At 42.6% G+C, this 16,558-nt stretch carries 14 protein-coding genes and 1 tRNA gene; 6 read left to right on the forward strand and 9 right to left on the reverse strand.

Features of this window, described 5'->3' with window-relative positions; all coding sequences use genetic code 11:
• Nucleotides 1–527 precede the first annotated feature (527 nt).
• The 9 genes from BN1609_RS08620 to BN1609_RS08660 form a co-directional block, all read right to left on the reverse strand.
• Nucleotides 528–1,640 carry a glycerate kinase gene (locus BN1609_RS08620; RefSeq protein WP_088840756.1) on the reverse strand — a complete coding sequence of 371 codons (1,113 nt, stop codon included), beginning with the start codon at nucleotides 1,638–1,640 and terminating at the stop codon, nucleotides 528–530.
• A gap of 11 nt (nucleotides 1,641–1,651) precedes the next feature.
• Nucleotides 1,652–3,796, reverse strand: coding sequence for a glycoside hydrolase family 65 protein (locus BN1609_RS08625; protein ID WP_088840757.1), 2,145 nt, complete (start codon nucleotides 3,794–3,796; stop codon nucleotides 1,652–1,654).
• Nucleotides 3,793–4,821, reverse strand: coding sequence for a Gfo/Idh/MocA family protein (locus BN1609_RS08630; RefSeq protein ID WP_088840758.1), 1,029 nt, complete (start codon nucleotides 4,819–4,821; stop codon nucleotides 3,793–3,795). The genes BN1609_RS08625 and BN1609_RS08630 overlap by 4 nt, the downstream gene beginning before the upstream one ends.
• 15 nt (nucleotides 4,822–4,836) lie before the next feature.
• Entirely contained in the window at nucleotides 4,837–5,628 is a 792-nt protein-coding gene (locus tag BN1609_RS08635) for a sugar phosphate isomerase/epimerase (protein ID WP_088810095.1), read from the reverse strand.
• Nucleotides 5,629–5,640: 12 nt separating this feature from the next.
• The gene (locus BN1609_RS08640; protein WP_088810096.1) at nucleotides 5,641–6,693 is read right to left on the reverse strand and encodes a zinc-binding alcohol dehydrogenase; all 1,053 of its coding nucleotides are present in this window, start codon (nucleotides 6,691–6,693) and stop codon (nucleotides 5,641–5,643) included.
• Nucleotides 6,694–6,764: 71 nt separating this feature from the next.
• On the reverse strand, nucleotides 6,765–7,616 hold the full coding sequence (locus BN1609_RS08645; protein WP_088840759.1) for a carbohydrate ABC transporter permease: 852 nt from the start codon (nucleotides 7,614–7,616) through the stop codon (nucleotides 6,765–6,767).
• On the reverse strand, nucleotides 7,603–8,484 hold the full coding sequence (locus tag BN1609_RS08650; protein WP_088810098.1) for a carbohydrate ABC transporter permease: 882 nt from the start codon (nucleotides 8,482–8,484) through the stop codon (nucleotides 7,603–7,605). The genes BN1609_RS08645 and BN1609_RS08650 overlap by 14 nt, the downstream gene beginning before the upstream one ends.
• Nucleotides 8,485–8,577: 93 nt before the next feature.
• Nucleotides 8,578–9,882, reverse strand: coding sequence for an ABC transporter substrate-binding protein (locus BN1609_RS08655; protein ID WP_088840760.1), 1,305 nt, complete (start codon nucleotides 9,880–9,882; stop codon nucleotides 8,578–8,580).
• Nucleotides 9,879–11,570 carry an alpha-amylase family glycosyl hydrolase gene (locus BN1609_RS08660; protein ID WP_088840761.1) on the reverse strand — a complete coding sequence of 564 codons (1,692 nt, stop codon included), beginning with the start codon at nucleotides 11,568–11,570 and terminating at the stop codon, nucleotides 9,879–9,881. Before BN1609_RS08660 ends, BN1609_RS08655 begins: the two co-directional genes overlap by 4 nt.
• A 209-nt stretch (nucleotides 11,571–11,779) precedes the next feature.
• On the opposite strand from BN1609_RS08660, the gene BN1609_RS08670 reads away from it, so the two are divergent.
• The 6 genes from BN1609_RS08670 (at nucleotide 11,780) to BN1609_RS08695 (ending at nucleotide 16,432) form a co-directional block, all read left to right on the forward strand.
• The gene (locus BN1609_RS08670) at nucleotides 11,780–12,799 is read left to right on the forward strand and encodes a LacI family DNA-binding transcriptional regulator (protein WP_088810101.1); all 1,020 of its coding nucleotides are present in this window, start codon (nucleotides 11,780–11,782) and stop codon (nucleotides 12,797–12,799) included.
• A 192-nt stretch (nucleotides 12,800–12,991) separates the two neighbouring features.
• A complete protein-coding gene (locus BN1609_RS08675; RefSeq protein ID WP_088810102.1) occupies nucleotides 12,992–13,324 on the forward strand; it encodes a PadR family transcriptional regulator in 333 nt (110 codons plus the stop codon).
• A complete protein-coding gene (locus tag BN1609_RS08680; RefSeq protein ID WP_088810103.1) occupies nucleotides 13,317–13,904 on the forward strand; it encodes an HAAS domain-containing protein in 588 nt (195 codons plus the stop codon). Before BN1609_RS08675 ends, BN1609_RS08680 begins: the two co-directional genes overlap by 8 nt.
• Before the next feature lies 1 nt (nucleotide 13,905).
• Complete coding sequence (locus BN1609_RS08685) at nucleotides 13,906–14,997, forward strand: DUF4097 family beta strand repeat-containing protein (protein ID WP_088840762.1); 1,092 nt, start codon at nucleotides 13,906–13,908, stop codon at nucleotides 14,995–14,997.
• A 95-nt stretch (nucleotides 14,998–15,092) separates the two neighbouring features.
• Nucleotides 15,093–15,165: transfer RNA gene (locus BN1609_RS08690), tRNA-Val, on the forward strand.
• 100 nt (nucleotides 15,166–15,265) lie between these two features.
• A complete protein-coding gene (locus BN1609_RS08695) occupies nucleotides 15,266–16,432 on the forward strand; it encodes a metallophosphoesterase (protein WP_088840763.1) in 1,167 nt (388 codons plus the stop codon).
• Nucleotides 16,433–16,558 lie beyond the last annotated feature (126 nt).

Below are 16,558 nucleotides of genomic sequence, written 5' to 3' on the forward strand. Positions count from 1 at the left end.
TTTTAGCATTACTAACTTCAAAACCTATGCGTAATTTACACATTTAAAAAAATTTTTGTGACTATTTTTAAAACATTAGTCAATCTCTATTAAACCATTGCTTTCACTATCCTAAAACAACTCTTTAATAAACGTTCTTTATTGTCACCACATGATTAACTAAATAACTTTTCCATGATTAAAATAAAACCACGGACAACGTAAAAATTACAGAAAATATTTGGCTTTATTTTATATCGCTGAAAAGAAAAATGTTATAAAATTTTAAACGCAATAAAAAAACTTAAACTTTTGTTTCAATCACACCCTATCATATTATAATTGATAACTTTGAAACGCTTGTGTAGTTTACACATTTCAAATCTTGTTTGTGGCAATTCTTTAAAGTTCTACCTTATATCCTACTTCAGCATTATGATAAACAAAAATAAGCATAAACCTAGTAACTACCATCCTCAAAATGGCTTTATTACTAGATTTATGCTTTTAAATCTATTTATCTTGAAACGAACTCAAAAAATCAGCTTTTAGAAGCCTCTTGTCACTAGCGCTGCGACATTGCGAGCTGTCCGTTCAATATTTTCAGCCGCGTCATAGAGCGTTTCAGCAAGCGGAGCTACACGACCTATTGAAGGGAAAACAGCCGTAATACCTTTTGAATAAAGCTCCGAAACGTCTTCTGTCACACTACCACAGATGGCGATGACGGGCACGTTTTTGGGGGCACATTCTGCTACACCAAGCGGCGCTTTTCCTTGCGCGGTTTGACCGTCCATGCGCCCTTCGCCCACAATGATAAAATCAGCATCTTGGCAGACTTTTTGCATCTTTAAGCGAGCTAAGACGAATTCAATTCCAGCGTTCAGTTCCGCAGAAAGGAATTCGGCAAGTCCGGCACCCATTCCACCTCCCGCTCCGCTACCTGGTTCAGTTGGAATGCGGCCAAAATGGCGGGTATAAAAATCGGCGAGCATGGCGTCAACGCGGGCAATTTCAGCTTGCGGCAACCCTTTTTGAGGTCCAAAAATGGCTGTCGCGCCGTTATCCCCACAAAGCGGACTCGCCACATCGCTTATGACGCGAATTTTGACGTTTTCAAGCGCCTTTGGAACACCTGTGCCATCAATTTGCGTGATGCGCGTTAGGTTTTCACCAATTGGTGCCACTTCATTTTCCGCAGCGTCTAGGAAGCGGTAACCCATACCTGCTGCCATTCCAATTCCACCATCATTTGAGGCGCTACCGCCAACGCCGACTAGAATTTCTGTGGCGCCCAAATTTATCGCATGGCGAATGAGTTCCCCGACGCCAAATGTGCTCACTTTTAGAGGGTTGCGCATTTCACGCGGGATTAAGTCGAGCCCGCAAACTTCGGCCATTTCAATGAAAGCAGTGTGCTCTTTAAAAGCGTATGACACATTCCGCTTTCCTCCCAAAGGGCCAGTTACTTCGAGCTCCTGAACTTCCGCCTCGTACGCGTCAGAAAGCACCGCGAGCGTCCCTTCGCCGCCATCAGCTACTGGAAGCAAAACGTATTCTGCGTGTGGGAAAACCTGCGCAAAACCTGCGCGAATGCTTGCAGCCACTTCTTTCGCGGACAAACTCTCTTTAAATGAATCGGGCGCAATCACTACTTTCATGGCGCTACCTCCTAAAATTTTATTGTTAATGTTTGTTCTAACACATATTTTTTGCCTAAAACGGAAAGCTGCATCGGCACATCCGTTTGTTTTTCGATACGAAGCGCGCTTTTTGTGAGCGCAAAAGCCAATTGTTCTCCTAAATAGCAGAACTGAAAACGCAATTCATGCCAGCTATCCGGTAAATCCGGATTAACCGATAGGACGCCGTCGCGAATTTGAATGCCAGAAAAACCGTGAATCACCATGAGCCAAATGGCGCCAAGTGAGGCCGCGTGAATTCCGTCATCTGACGAGTGCGGATTATCGCCAAAATCAATGCGACAAGCCTCTTTGAAAAAGCGGTAACTAAGTTCGCGGTTGCCACACCACTGAGCTATAATGGCATGAATGGCTTTACTAAGCGATGAATCATGAATCGTTCGCGCCTCATAAAACGCTAGATTTTTTGCCATAACACTTTTTGGAAACAGCGCCGGGAATAAATAGAGCAGCATAACCACATCGGCCTGTTTTAAAATTTGCATTTCGTTGACTTCTGAACGCGCGTAGTCTAGCAAAATGCTTTGGCTACCTTGTTTTTTCTTATATTTTTCCAAAGAAATAACGGGCTTCTGTAAAAAAGTATCGTCTTGTGGAATGATACCCTCCGCGTTCGGTTTTGGCAAATGAAGTCCTTGCAAAAATTTTTCCGCCTGCGGTTTAAACGCTGGGTTCCATTTGGCGGCTTCCTGCACGTTAAAGTGCGCCATATAGTTCGTGTAGGCGTTATTATCAACGTGTTCCGTGTATTCATCAGGCCCAATGACGTCCCGAATAACGAGCTTGTCTCCCGCTTTTTCCGCGCGACTTAGCCAAAATTTCGCCGTTTCGAGGAGCAATTCGGCCCCGCAAGCGCGCATAAAAGCATCGTCTTTCGTCGCCGCGTAATAAGCCACCACCGCAAACGCAATATCCGCCACAATGTGGTGCTCCGCAAGTGCCGACGCAATTTTCTGCCGCTTCCCAGTTTGAATATTAATCGCCGCAAAAAGAGGCGTCTCCTCATCGCCACTAAAAGCACTTTCCCACGGGAATAAAGCTCCTTTGTAGCCGTTCTTACGCGCTTTTTCACGCGCTTTTTCAAGGCGGTGATAGCGGTAGAGCAGCAGGCTTTTGGCTTCACTTGGCTTTTTATGTAGCACAAAAGGTAAAATAAAGATTTCCGTGTCCCAAAAAACGTGCCCCTTGTAGCCCTCTCCGGTCAGCCCTTTCGCGCCGACACTAAGAGGCACCTCCCCATTTGGCGTCATAATTTCAAGATGGTACAGCGCAAATGAAACGAGCAATTGGTCATGCGCATCGTCCGCTTGAATTTGAATACCCGCAACTTGCCAAAATTCCTGCCATTTTGATGCTGATTCTGCCAAACAAGCATCATAATTTTCTGCTGGAATAGCAGCTATATCGATTTCAGCATCTGTGAAAATATGCGTCATTTTTTGAAGCGTTATCATTTTATTTTTCACTGCTTGATACGTTACTTTACCCGTTAATTGGCGATTTTTCGCAAAAAAAACAGCTTTTTCAGAAAGTGTTGAAATAATCGTCATGTTCGCTTGGCTTTCTGTTGTTTCATACGAAGCATACATGCGAGTTTCCCCCAAAACGCGCAGTTCCCGCTCAATTAATTGCTGTGTGCCAAAATTGGTTTGCTGCCCATCAATACCCGTTTCAATTGTAATTAGAGCATCGCCAGAAAGCGGTGTAATCGACACATGGCTCGCAATAAGCGACTTCGTTTGTTTGGACGCAAAACGGCGAAACTCCAATTGATAGGACTTGTTTTTCGGACTGCGCCACTCGATTTGGCGGACGAGTTCTCCTGTCGCCAAATCTAAGGATAGTTCAAATTGAGCGAGCTTTCCTAGCTGCATGGAGAACATTTCACCGTCCAGTGTAATTTTAAACCGCATCACATCAGGCAAGTTGACGAGTTCGGCGCTGACGCCGCCAGCAGGCTTATTGTAAAGTCCCGCTACATACATGCCGCGCACCTGCTCGGAGTAGTCCTCTTCAAACGCGCCGCGCACGCCTAGATTTCCATTTCCAACCGTAAAAAGAGTGCCATATTTATTTAAACATTCCATTTTAAATTCGCGTTCTGACCATCTCATAAATAGACACACTCTTCCTTCTCGGCGGACTCATAAAGTGCGGCAACAAGACGCTGGATGACATACCCTTGCTCGCCGGAAGCGACTTCACCCGTCCCTGAAAGAACTTTTTCAACAAAAGCCGCCATGCTTTCTGGATGACTATCTTTTTGATTAAAACGAGGTTCCCAGAGCATTTCTAGCTCGCCGTCCGTATCCGTATAAATTTCCGCTGGGTAGAGCGTTCCGCCCGCCCGATCCCCGAAAAACGCAACATCAAAAATCCGTTCTTCCTTCATATGCAAAGCAAAAGACGTTTCGAGTTCCAGCACACTCCCGTCCGCAAACTCAATCCAGCCGAGAAGCGCATCTTCCACCGTGAATTTTTCCGGATCCCAGCTGCCAAACGAGCCCGTCCGTTTTTTCGTACCAATTTTTTGGAAACTTTTTGCCATAACGCGCTTAACTTCCGGGAAATCAAGCACGTACATCGCCGTATCGAGCATGTGAATGCCAATATCAATCAGCGGCCCTCCGCCTTGAATTTCCTTGTTCGTAAACGTCCCCCAACCCGGCACGCCAGAACGCCGAAGCGCTCTAGCACGGGCAATATAAATGTCGCCAAAAAGCTTTTTCTCTTGTTTTAAAAACCGCGCTTCATCTGAAAAACGGTGGTGAAAATCATACGCGAGTACGAGCCCTCTTGATGCGGCTTCCTCAGCCATCGCGAGCGCCTCTTCAGGCGTCATCGCAGGTGGCTTCTCGCACATGACGTGCGCACCGTTTTGAAGCGCCAACATCACATTTTCAAAGTGGAAACGATTCGGCGTACAAATGCTCACCATATCCACTTTTTCATTTAAAAACAGCGATTTAGCATCCGAATATGCTGCTAAAAAGCCGTTTTGTTCCGCAAATTCCTCCGCACGCTTTAAATTCGGATCACAAACAGCCGCAAGAATAAGCTCCGGTCGCGTCTTATAATACTCAGCATGAACCGTTTCTGCCACTTGCCCTGCCCCAATTATCGCCACTCTCTTTTTCATCCCATTAACCCCTAACTACAAACAACTTTTAATATGTGCAAGCGCCTCTTTATAAGCCTGCTCTTCATTCTCACTGCGAATACGGCATTCAAACGTCATATAACCATCGTAACCAAGCTCTTTTAGCGTATCGAAATGCTTTTTAAAATCAAGCGCCCCGCTGCCCGGCTGATACCGATGATTATCGGCAAGGTGAATGTGTTTCACATCTTTTTGATGCGCCGTCAGTGCCTCTGAAATACCGTCCTCTTCAATATTCATATGGTAAAAATCGGCGATAATTTTCACATTCGACAGCTCATTTTTATCAATATAATCTTGGGCATCTTGAAGCGTATTAATCATATGGTCCTGATAGCGGTTGAGCGGCTCAAGAAAAATCGTTGTACCCGTTTCGCCCGCTACCTTGTCAAGCTCAATTAGCGAAGCGCTGACCGCTGCAAAATCGCCTTCAGTAGAGCGCGGAGACGTCATTGGCGGGAGGCGATACGTGAACATGCCCCAGGCCGCCGGCACAACAATGCCTTTGCCGTTAACCTCCTTTAAAGCGCGTAAAATGGCTTTAATCTCTTCCAAACCTCGCAAACGTCTTTCTTCGATGAAATCGCCAATCCAGCCATCATAGCCGCCACACGCGGTTGAAACTGGCAGTCCGGTCGTCTTGATCGCCGCTTTTATTTCTTCTAGATTTTGAACAAGTTGCTTGCCGTCGATTTCAAAACCATCGAAGCCTAAATCTTTCACATACTGAAATTTTTCTTGAATATTTTCTGGAAAAAATGCTTGGTTTTGCGTTCCGATTTTCATCCTAATCTCTCCTTAAAAGTTAATGCCCATTTTAATGCTTTCATCTGGGTGCTGATCCACGTATTTCATGAAGCCAGCCGCGCTTTCAGAAAATGGAATGACCGGGTCAATGATATCCTCACAGTCCAAATAGCCGTTCATCAAAAGCTCAAAACACGTGTCTTCAATGCGTTTTCTGTCCCAGCGTGGATAATCTGGATTTGGTTCGCTTGCCGCACGGGAAAAGACAATTTTCGCGTTATTAAAATGAGCTTCGCGTCCTAAATTGAAGCCATCTGGAAACGGTTTGGCGAAAGCCACGTAGGAAATAATCCCACCGTATGCAATGCCGCGCAGTGCGCTTTGTAGCGCCGCCGAGTTGCCGCTTGTTTCAATAATCGAATCGGCGCCCAGTTTATTCGTCACTTTTTTGATTTCGAGGCCGACATCGACTTTTGTAGGGTCAAAAGTGAAATCGGCGCCATGTTTTTTAGCAATTTCTAGGCGATGCGCAATTGGGTCCACACCGATAACAATACTTGCACCCGCTTTTTTGGCAAGCTGGATAGCAATTTGTCCGATAGCGCCTAGACCTACAACGACGACAAAATCCCCTGCGCGAACATGTGCGTCGCGAACGCCGCTCATAGCAAATTGGGCAGGATCATAGCAAACAGCATTTTTGTAACTACCGCCGGCTGGGATTTTACGCAACTTATAATTGTTCACGCCTTTTGCAATGACGGTTTCTCGAATTTGTCCGTAAGTGAGTACTTTATCTCCGACCGCATATTCGGTCACAGTTTCCCCAACCTCCGTAATTTCACCACAAATCATGTTACCAAGCGGCAAGTCGCCGAATTCAATGCCGCGTTTCGCCCCCTCGTCGCGCTTCACAAACATATTCCATTCTGCCGAAAATTCTTCATCAATAAAAGGACTAATCCCTCTAAAATCAACCACTTCCGTCCCATGTTTTGGCGAAGCAAATTCAACCTTTATTTTCACTTCATCTTTCTGAATAGCTACTTCTTCATATTCCACAAGCGCCGCCACACGCGGCTCTGTCGCAACTAATTTTTTCATCTAACAAACTTCCTTTCAATTCAATGTTTTACTAAGTCCTCGCTTTTTGGCAAAAAATACCGTTCAGCCTGCTAGCCTTTGACGCCGCCGTCAGTTAAATTCCCTTTAATAAAGCGCTCTGACAACGCGTACATAATCACAACTGGAAGCGCCGTAATAAGCGAGGCTGCCATCATTCGACCCCAAATGTAATCAGGCGTGCTAAATAGCGTGTTCAGCCCAATTGGGAGGGTGAATTTCTCGGAACTCGATAGGAAAATCGAGGCGAATAAATAGTCGTTCCAAGCAACCATGAAACAGTACACGAACACGGAAATGATGCCAGAAACGGCAAGCGGAATAATAATCCGCAAGATAATTTGGAAGCGGTTTAGGCCGTCCATCATCGCGGCTTCCTCAATATCGTCCGGTATGGTGTCAAAATAGCTTTTCAACATGAAGACAGCTGTCGGCAAGGTTTGCACCACCATTGTAATGATTAGCGACGTTTCTGTGTCATACAAGCCTAAACTTGAAATAATTTTAAACAAAGGAACGATTAACAAAATTCCTGAAAACATGTACACGGTATAAAAGCTTGCGTTTATAGTGATGCGTCCTTTAAACCGCAGTTTGGACAATGCATACGCGCCTAATATCCCAAGAGCCACAGCGACCCCAGCCGCAACGAGTGACACAATTAAACTGTTTTTAAAGTAGGTTAAAAACGGGAAAATATCAGGATTAAAAATATCGATATAATGTTGCCACGTAAAATCCCGCGGGAAAATTGTTGGGCTCGTTGAAATGGCTTCTTTCGTCCCTTTGAACGATGTCATAAGCATAATGAAAAATGGGAAAAGGGAAACTATCAAAAAGGCAACCATGGTAATATAAAACACGATTTTTTTCGTGCGTTTTGCTTTTTTGCTACTTACCGCCATTTAAATCCACCCGCTTTCTTGTAAAAATAATAACCACGAAAATAATGACAAAGAGGATAACTGAAATGGCCGCCGCTTTCCCTAAATCATTAAAGGCAAACGCCGTTTTATACAAGTAGACCCCTAAAATGTTGACTTTATTCGTAAGTAAGTACACATCGGTGAACATATAGAACATCCAAATCGCCCGAAGTGTCACAACCGTTGCTAAAACAGGCATAATCGCCGGCAAAGTAACAATTTTAAATTTCTGCCAAAAGTTCGCGCCGTCCATATCCGCCGCTTCGTAAAGCGAATTATCAATCGTTTGTAAAATGGCAAGAAACGAAATGAAAGCGTACGGGAAATAGCGCCAAATCGCGAAAAGCACGACTAAAAAGAAACTCGAAACAGGATTATCAAACCAAAGTGGCGCAGAATCAAAAATGTGCAGTAAATCGACCGTAAAATAGTTGACAATACCATATCCATTATTAAACATATATTTCCAAGCAAAAATTAGTGAAATCGACGGTGTCACATATGACAAAATGATGAGCGACCGCGCCGTTTTTCTAAATTTAAATTCACGGTTAAAGAAAATCGCAACAGCGAGCCCAAGCACCGTACTGCCCGCCACAACTAAAACCGTGTAGCCCACTGTCAGGCCAAGCGACTTATAAAATTCTGGATCCTTTAAAATGTCCAAATAATTCGTCAACCCAATAAATGTCGATTTCAAATTTGGATTGAGCGGCATATCTAGAAAACTAATATGAATGTTCGATAGCATCGGATAAAGTACGAGCGCCGCAAGCAAAACAAAACTTGGAGCCAGCAAAATCATCGCGAGCTTAAAATCGGATCGTTTATAAACTTTTGTTTTCATAATTCCCTCCTACCGAATAAACGGTTTACGCCTATTCTTGAAGCGGAACGGCACTCTTTTCTAAAATTTCGACCAAAAGAGTGCCATCCTTTTTTATTTCCCTGATGCATTTGATTCAGCTTTAGCTTGCGCCTCTTTTAAATCCTTCGAAGGACTGCCGCCGCCAACGGTTACATTGTTAACCATTTGAGCGATGATGCCCGAGCTCGTAATATCCCCCATCTTCGTGAAGTTTTTACCGTCAACAAGTCCGAAAACTTGGATTTCGTCAAACGAAGCTGCAATTTCATTCGAAAGGTCGCCAAATGCTTGAACGACTTCATTATTTTTGTACGCGTCTTCTTTTAAAACGTCCTTATTAACCGGTTGCGCACCGCCTGGTGACATCAGTACCCAAGACGCCATATTTTTCGGTTCCGATAAGAATTCAACAAACGTACTTGCCGCTTCTTTTTGCGCCTCATCAAGCCCTGCCGAAATCGTTAAACCTGAAACCGTACCATAAACAGCTTTTTCTTTTTGTTCTGGAATCGCAAAACCGATGTTGCTCGCGTCGCCGTCTTCAAACACAGCGGGCAGAATATAAGTTGAGTAAATCGCCATTGGCGTCGTTTTATTCATAAAAGCATCTTTAATTTCCGTAACATCGTTCGAGCCTGGCATCGTGTACTGCGAAAGCTCTTTATAGTAAGAGAGCGCCTCATTCATCGGCTTCGTATCGATTGTAATATCGCCGTCAGCATTTAAAACATTCGCTTTGTTAGAAAGAGCAAACTGAGAGAAGGCTTGCTCACTCATTGTACTTTCTGCTGTTGGCATTGCAATCCCATACTTTTTATTTTTCGCATCCGTAAAGTGTTCTGCAATTTTCAAAACATCGTCCCAGCTTTTTGGTTCCGAAAAACCAGCGTCTGAAAGAGCCTTTTTGTCGTACCAAATGCCTTGTACCCAGCCACTAATTGGTGCCGCAATATAGCTTTTGCCGTCCTCAGAACGAACTAAGTTGCGAGCTCCCTCGTAGTAGCTATCTTCCCCAACTGTTTCCATCACATTTTTAACCGCATCTTGGTCAATCAATTTATCCTTATCCATAACTTTCGCGAAATCTTGACTTACTTCCATGACAGCCGGAAGCTTGCCAGAACGCGCGAGCGTCACCACTTTTGTGTTATACGCATCTTCCTCAACCGGAATTTGCTTCACTTTAATGTTTTTATGTTCTTTTTCAAAATCGGCAATCAATTTGTTGATGACATCTAGGCGATCTTTTTCCACCGAAGAGTGCATAAATTCAATTGTAACCTTCTCATCACTCGCTTTAGACCCACCTCCGCAAGCCGTCAGTAACGCGCCCAAAACAAGCACAACAACAAGTAAAACTAAGCTTTTTCTTTTCATGATTTTTCCTCCTCATTTGGTTTTAACCAGTAAAATGCATATGGTTCTAATTCTAAGGTACCCCTCCCACGATACGATTTACCCGAAATAATATCGGTGTAATTCCCTTCCTCTAAATCAAAATGTACCGTTTTATTAGCTAAATTATGAATGACTATCATTTCACCCGTTGCATTCACACGTTTTAAAGCAAACAATTCTTCGCCGCCATCTAAAACTTCCATCGTAACGTCTGGGTGGAATAAAGGCTCATTTTTGCGTAGCGTCACGAGTTTTGTTAGCGCATCATACGTTTTATGGCGTAAACTTTCCGAATCCGCCAGTTCAGACGTAATTTCATCATAATGATATTTTTTACGATTAATCGAACGGTTATGTTTCGTTTTCTCTACGCCATCATAATCATTACGACTACCAAGCACACTTTGCACATAAATCGCCGGCACGCCTGGAATCGCAAGTAAGATGCTGTGCGCCACCAAAAAGCGCTTCAAACGCAAATCGTCCGCATCATTTATATGATTAAGCGCATCCATATACGTCACGTTCACCTCATAAGGACTTTTCGACCCGTCCGGATTTTCTTTATAAGAAACAAGCGCCCCCTCATCTTCAAGCAATTTCACAAGCGCCAAAATCTCTTCCTCTGGTACAATACCGCGAATCGGATTTAAACCAATGCCATCATGTGAAGCAAGAAAGTTAAAGTACGTTGTTTGTTTAAACGGCGTTTCAATCTCGCTTGCCCATGCCGAAAGCACTGACGCCTGCCCGCTTTTAACCGCATGGAGCACCAGTGGCGGCAACGGAAATTGATAAACCATTTGGGCTTCATCGTTATTTCCAAAATAACTAATATTATCGCGGTGTGGCACATTTGTTTCCGTAATTAAAACCGTACCTGGTTTTGCCGTATCCGCAATTAAACGGAACAATTTAATGATTTCATGCGTTTTCGGTAAATGAATTGAAGTCGTCCCCGGCTCCTTCCACATAAATCCTACCGCATCAAGCCGCACATAAGATGCCCCTTCTTCCAAGTAAGACAGCAAGACGTCCACCATTTTGTAAAGCACTTCTGGATTTTCAAAGTTCAAATCAATTTGATCGTCGCTAAAAGTGGTCCAAATATTCACTTTAGACCCATCTTTTTTCAAAAAAGGAGTTAAAAGTGGTGTCGCTCTCGGTCTAGTCACCTGACTTAAATCTGTATCCGCTGGCAAATCAATGAAAAACGCCTCATACTCCGGATTTCCCGCCAAATATCCCTTAAACCAATTGCTTTCCTTTGAAATATGATTGCACACGAAGTCGAACATCAGTCGCGTTTCGTCCGCGAGCGCCTGAATTTCCTGCCAATCGCCAAGCTCCGGATTCACTTTTTTATAATCAATAACCGAAAAGCCATCATCTGAAGAATAAGGATAAAACGGCAATATGTGCACCAGTTCAAACGAATTTTTCAAATATTTATCAAAAAACGTCTTAAATGTTGCCAGCTTCGCCTCGTCCTCCTTGAAAATTTGATCCCCGTATGTAATTAAAACAATATCCTTTTCGTCCCACTCCGCTTTACTATAAAGCGCTTTCTTTTTTGTTTCTAAAATACGCGCTTCAATTCTATCCGCAAGCTTCGGGACAACATCTGCATCATAAATGCGCGCCAAAATTTCTTGTAATTTTGCCATGATAACCTCCTTTTCGTGGTACCGCTCCCATAAAATGAATTATAAAATAGAAAGCGCTTTCTGTCAATTTATTTTTAAATTTTTTTACGAAAAGCTTTGGTATATCGTATTCTATTCTGCCGTGTTGGACAATTCCATTAAAATTGAGTAAGATACATTTAGAATCTTTTTTCATAAAACCGATACCATAAATAGAAAGGAAGATGGAATTGGCTGCCACGATATACGATATTGCGAAACATGCCGGTGTATCGAAATCAACGGTCTCACGTGTACTCAACAAACAAACGAATATTTCCGAAGAAGCACGCGAAAAAGTGCTCCGCGCCATTAAAGAATTAGATTATCAGCCTAGTAAACTAGCACGCGCACTAACTTCCTCAGGTTTTGATGCCATCATGGTCATTTCAAATCGCTCCACGAAAACAACATCAGGAAATCCATATTTTTCAGAAATCATTCATTCGATTTCAGTAGAAGCAGAACGGGAAAATTTTGATTTAATTTTGCAAACAGCCAAAAATAGTAAAGATGAGCTCCAGAAATGCCTTACAAAAATCCAAGAAAAGATGATAAAAGGCATTATCATGCTTAGTTCACCCGCAGACGAAACCTTTTTTGATAAAATTGACGCGTATAATATTCCTATCGTTGTTACGGGGAAAGTTGAAGGCGCTTACCGAAATATTTACTCCGTCGATACCGACAATTTTGGCGACAGCTACGCCCTAACCAAGTTTCTTATCCAAAACGGTCATAAAAAAATCGCCTGTATCCATGCCCCACTCGACTACCACGTTTCCGTTGACCGCCTAGCCGGCTTCAGAAACTGTCTATTCGACCATCAACTAGATATTCGTGCAAGCTGGATTATTGATAGCGGTTATCAAATTGAAGATAGCTACAAAGCCGCTGTACAATTAATGTCAAGCGACGATAAACCAACCGCCGTTTTCGCAACCGATGATATCAAAGTCATGAGCATTTACAAAATGGCGGCTGATCACGGATACAAAATTCCAGAAGATTTATCCGTCATCGGCTACAACGACAAAGTTGCATCAACCTTTTTGTCCCCCCCACTAACATCCATTGACATTCCCATCAATCGTCTGGGACAAAGTGCTACAAAACTTCTCTTTCAAATATTAAAAGGAGAACAAAACATTCCAAAAGAGACCATCATCTCCACCAATATGATTATAAGAGAATCCATTAAAGAGATTTAAATCAGACCGAACAAAGTAGTTACTTTGTTCGGTCTGATTTATTTTAAGGAAGTATGTCTAGAATTCCAAGTAAAACTATCAATTCCATTTTAGTACCTTGCATTGAACAGTAGTTAGTGGTATACTATATTCGGGTAGTGAATAATAATCAGTACTGAGAAAATAAATATAGCAAAGAATGGAGGGCTTTTTATGGAAGTCAATCCGCAGTTTAAGAAAGGCGTCCTAGAATTATGTTGTTTGTATTTGATTCGTTCCAAGGACCGCTACGGTTATGAACTCGCGCAACAAGTTTCCATATACATTGAAGTCGCAGAAGGTGCCATTTATCCGGTATTACGACGACTTGTAAAAGATGAATATTGTACCACTTATTTGAAAGAGTCCACCGAAGGACCCTCACGAAAATATTATCAATTAACATTAAAGGGTGAAATTTACTTGAATGAATTAATTTTTGAATGGAGTAACTTTACAAACAGCGTCACAAAATTAATGGAAAAGGAGGGAGTGCGAGATGAATAAAGAACTATTTTTAACCGAATTAGAAGAACGACTAGCCTCACTAAATCCAGCTGATCGCGAAGAGTTACTCGAAGATTACCGCGAACACTTTAGAAGTGGCGAAGCAGAAGGCAAAAGCGAAGAAGAAATCGTCCTAAGCCTCGGCACGCCAAAATCAATCGCCGAAGACATCTTCACACAACGCGAAGAACTACTTCAAGACCCTATGACTCCGCCAGAAACATACTACGTTCCAAGAAAGCCGACCACAAAAGAACGCACACCAGGCTTAAGAGTCATTTTGCTCATCGGTCTTATCTTCCTAGATTTAATTCTTTTAATTCCCATCGGCATTTCAATTTGGAGTTTTGTCATTTCACTTTGGATTTTAGTCGGTACGCTCGTTTTATCACCAGTGTTACTACTCGTTTCCCTCATGTTTGGACAAACACTCGAAATGTATCAAGGCTTTGCAAGCATTGCCATGACCGGCCTAGGCTTAATGCTATTACCAGTTATTCTTTGGTTTACAAACCTTGTTAAAAAACTAAGTGTTCTAGTCATTTCTTGGCATACTTACACGCTGAAAGGAGGACGTTAAAATGAGAAATACAAAATGGACTTGGCGCGTCTTCTTTGCCGGCTTAGCTTTACTTATCATCGGCGGAATTGGCTTTGCTTTCACATTTAATGGCAACGTGATTGAAAAAGGCGAAGCTTATAACAAAACATTTACACTGACAGATGACAAGGTTGAAAATATTACATTAAATATGGAACACGACAGTAATATTATTTTTAAGGAAAGTCAAAATGGCAAAAATTATGTAGAAGTATCTGGTCACTACACAAAAAGTGAAATCGAACAAATTAAAACGACAGAGGTGCAAAATGACGGCACCACGCTTAACCTTGAAGTTAAAAACAAAGAACCGTTTGTTGACTTTATGAAGATAAATATATATGGCAAACAAGAAATTACGATTTATTTAAACAAAGAACAAGCTCTTAAAGAACTTGTTGTAGAAGGAAATTCGTCGGATATGATGGTTTCTGACGGCAGCTTGCAGACGCTTAAAGTGAGCGCTTCTTCTGGTGAAATTCAGCTTGAACGCACAAATGCTGACCAAATCAGCGTAAACAATGACTCTGGCGACACCCGCTTAGTTGACCTCACTGGTGACACAAATGTGAAAGCTTCTTCCGGGGAAATCGAAGCCGCGCGAATTGATGGCGATTTAACGACTGAAACGACCTCAGGCGATATTGATGCCGAAAATGTAACAGGCAGCGCCATCAAATTGGTGAGCAATTCGGGTAGCATTTCTGCTGATAACTTCAGTGCGAAACAAATTTCGCTTGAAACAAATTCAGGTGATATTGAAGGCAGCCAGTTAGACGGAAAAGTTCACTCAACCAGTTCTTCTGGCTCAATTGAATTAGATGGACTCGGGGCAAGCGCTTCGGCCAAAACGAGCTCCGGCGATATTGAACTAGCCTTCAATCAGGAACCAAAAACGGTCACTGTAGATTCCAATTCGGGCGAGGTAAATGTAACGTTGCCAGAGGGAATTAAAGCCATTTACAATGTGCGCTCAGATTCTGGTGACATTAAAATGCCAAACAACTCGAAAAATGCATCTAGCGAAATAAACGCGGTCACCTCTTCTGGTGACATTAAAATAAGCGATTAAATTTAGCAAGCCAACACTTTGTTTTAACCAAAATAAAGGTGTTGGCTTTTTTGTTATTGACTTCTGCTGTTAAAATTCGTATCATTGGTTTATACGGTCCTGTAGCTCAGTTGGGAGAGTATCACCTTGACATGGTGGGGGTCGCTGGTTCGAGACCAGTCGGGACCATTTTGAAGCCTGTTTTCTACTCGTTAGAAAATGGGTTTTTATATTTATGCTATACTAAAATTAATGATTGTTTCACGTGAAACATTAAGGACGGGTTGTTATGGAAATTAAAACGTCAATTCATACTTTTTTTCTTTTAGTAGGTTTAAATCGCTTAGGGAAAGAAGTGTTTTTAGAGAAAATCATTTTGCCACAGTTGATTTTGGATTGCGAGGTACCACCCAAATTTGTGCATTTGGAACAAAACGCGGGTGATTTTGACCAAAAGTTGTTGGAAGCGATTCAGTATCCGGCAAATACGGAGTATGTTTTTGTTAGCGTGCCGCACTTGGCGGATGAGTTTTTGGATTATTTGAAGCGACATGCGCTGAAGAATCGATATTCGATTGAAATTTTTGACTTTGGGGATTCGAAATCGGCGTTCCACCATTTCAGTGACGCCAAGGTTCACCGTGTGGATTATCGTGAGAATTTGACGATTTCAAGCAATTACGAGGCGTACGCGACCTGTTTGCTGCCAGAAAATAAAACGTATCACATTATTGGAGATACGCATGAATGTGTAGCGGAGCTAAAAACCATGCTGGAAGACTTTGGATTCCAATTTGATGAATCTGACCGGGTTGCGGCTTGCCCGCCTGATGACCAGGCGTTTATTTTTTTAGGGGATTTTATTGATAAGGGCAAACAAACGCGGCAGATGGTCGAATTTCTCTTTGAAAATCAAAAGTATTTTTATTTTGTTCTCGGAAACCACGAAAGTTTCGTCTACAAATATATTCGCGGGGAAATTAAAGGGGCCAATCAAACAATTGTCGACACCTATTTCGACTCAATCCCCGTTTTGAAGGCCGATGCAGAATTACTTGCGAAATTTAACGCGCTTGTAAAAAATGCAAAGCCTTTTTACGAATTAAAAGGGCGTTTTATCGCCACACATGCGCCTTGTAAAAATAAGTATTTAGGCAAAATGGACGAGAAATCGCTACGTAAAATGCGAAATTTCCATTTAAATCGCGATATGCCCATTCAGGATCAGCTGCTATTTTTGAAAAAAGAAGCTTCTGAAGAACTTCCATTCCATTTTTTCGGTCATGTCGCCTGCGCGAATGCATTTCGAATCCACAACAAAGTGCATCTCGATACTGGCTGTGTTCACGCAAATTTGCTTACAGCCGCAATCACTGACGGCACTACCGTGCAAATTCACTCCATCCCCTCACATCATCACACGACTTTAACTAAAAAACTACCACATTTATTCTAAACGTCAAAAGACTGATGACAAATGGTGAGATTCTAGGCAAAGCCGAGTACCGCACCGGAGCGTACTTGAGTACGTGAGGAGCGGAACGGAGGCTTTAACGACGAAGATTGCTGTTTGTCATCAGTC

Source organism: Listeria sp. ILCC797 (assembly GCF_900186185.1).
In the GTDB taxonomy this organism is placed as follows: domain Bacteria; phylum Bacillota; class Bacilli; order Lactobacillales; family Listeriaceae; genus Listeria; species Listeria goaensis.

What these genes read in the sequence shown, in the direction of transcription:
- BN1609_RS08620 (WP_088840756.1), bottom strand. Translation starts at nt 1,640, where the DNA reads ATGAAAGTAGTGATTGCGCCCGATTCATTTAAAGAGAGTTTGTCCGCG.
- BN1609_RS08625 (WP_088840757.1), bottom strand. Translation starts at nt 3,796, where the DNA reads ATGAGATGGTCAGAACGCGAATTTAAAATGGAATGTTTAAATAAATAT.
- BN1609_RS08630 (WP_088840758.1), bottom strand. Translation starts at nt 4,821, where the DNA reads ATGAAAAAGAGAGTGGCGATAATTGGGGCAGGGCAAGTGGCAGAAACG.
- BN1609_RS08635 (WP_088810095.1), bottom strand. Translation starts at nt 5,628, where the DNA reads ATGAAAATCGGAACGCAAAACCAAGCATTTTTTCCAGAAAATATTCAA.
- BN1609_RS08640 (WP_088810096.1), bottom strand. Translation starts at nt 6,693, where the DNA reads ATGAAAAAATTAGTTGCGACAGAGCCGCGTGTGGCGGCGCTTGTGGAA.
- BN1609_RS08645 (WP_088840759.1), bottom strand. Translation starts at nt 7,616, where the DNA reads ATGGCGGTAAGTAGCAAAAAAGCAAAACGCACGAAAAAAATCGTGTTT.
- BN1609_RS08650 (WP_088810098.1), bottom strand. Translation starts at nt 8,484, where the DNA reads ATGAAAACAAAAGTTTATAAACGATCCGATTTTAAGCTCGCGATGATT.
- BN1609_RS08655 (WP_088840760.1), bottom strand. Translation starts at nt 9,882, where the DNA reads ATGAAAAGAAAAAGCTTAGTTTTACTTGTTGTTGTGCTTGTTTTGGGC.
- BN1609_RS08660 (WP_088840761.1), bottom strand. Translation starts at nt 11,570, where the DNA reads ATGGCAAAATTACAAGAAATTTTGGCGCGCATTTATGATGCAGATGTT.
- BN1609_RS08675 (WP_088810102.1), top strand. Translation starts at nt 12,992, where the DNA reads ATGGAAGTCAATCCGCAGTTTAAGAAAGGCGTCCTAGAATTATGTTGT.
- BN1609_RS08680 (WP_088810103.1), top strand. Translation starts at nt 13,317, where the DNA reads ATGAATAAAGAACTATTTTTAACCGAATTAGAAGAACGACTAGCCTCA.
- BN1609_RS08685 (WP_088840762.1), top strand. Translation starts at nt 13,906, where the DNA reads ATGAGAAATACAAAATGGACTTGGCGCGTCTTCTTTGCCGGCTTAGCT.
- BN1609_RS08695 (WP_088840763.1), top strand. Translation starts at nt 15,266, where the DNA reads ATGGAAATTAAAACGTCAATTCATACTTTTTTTCTTTTAGTAGGTTTA.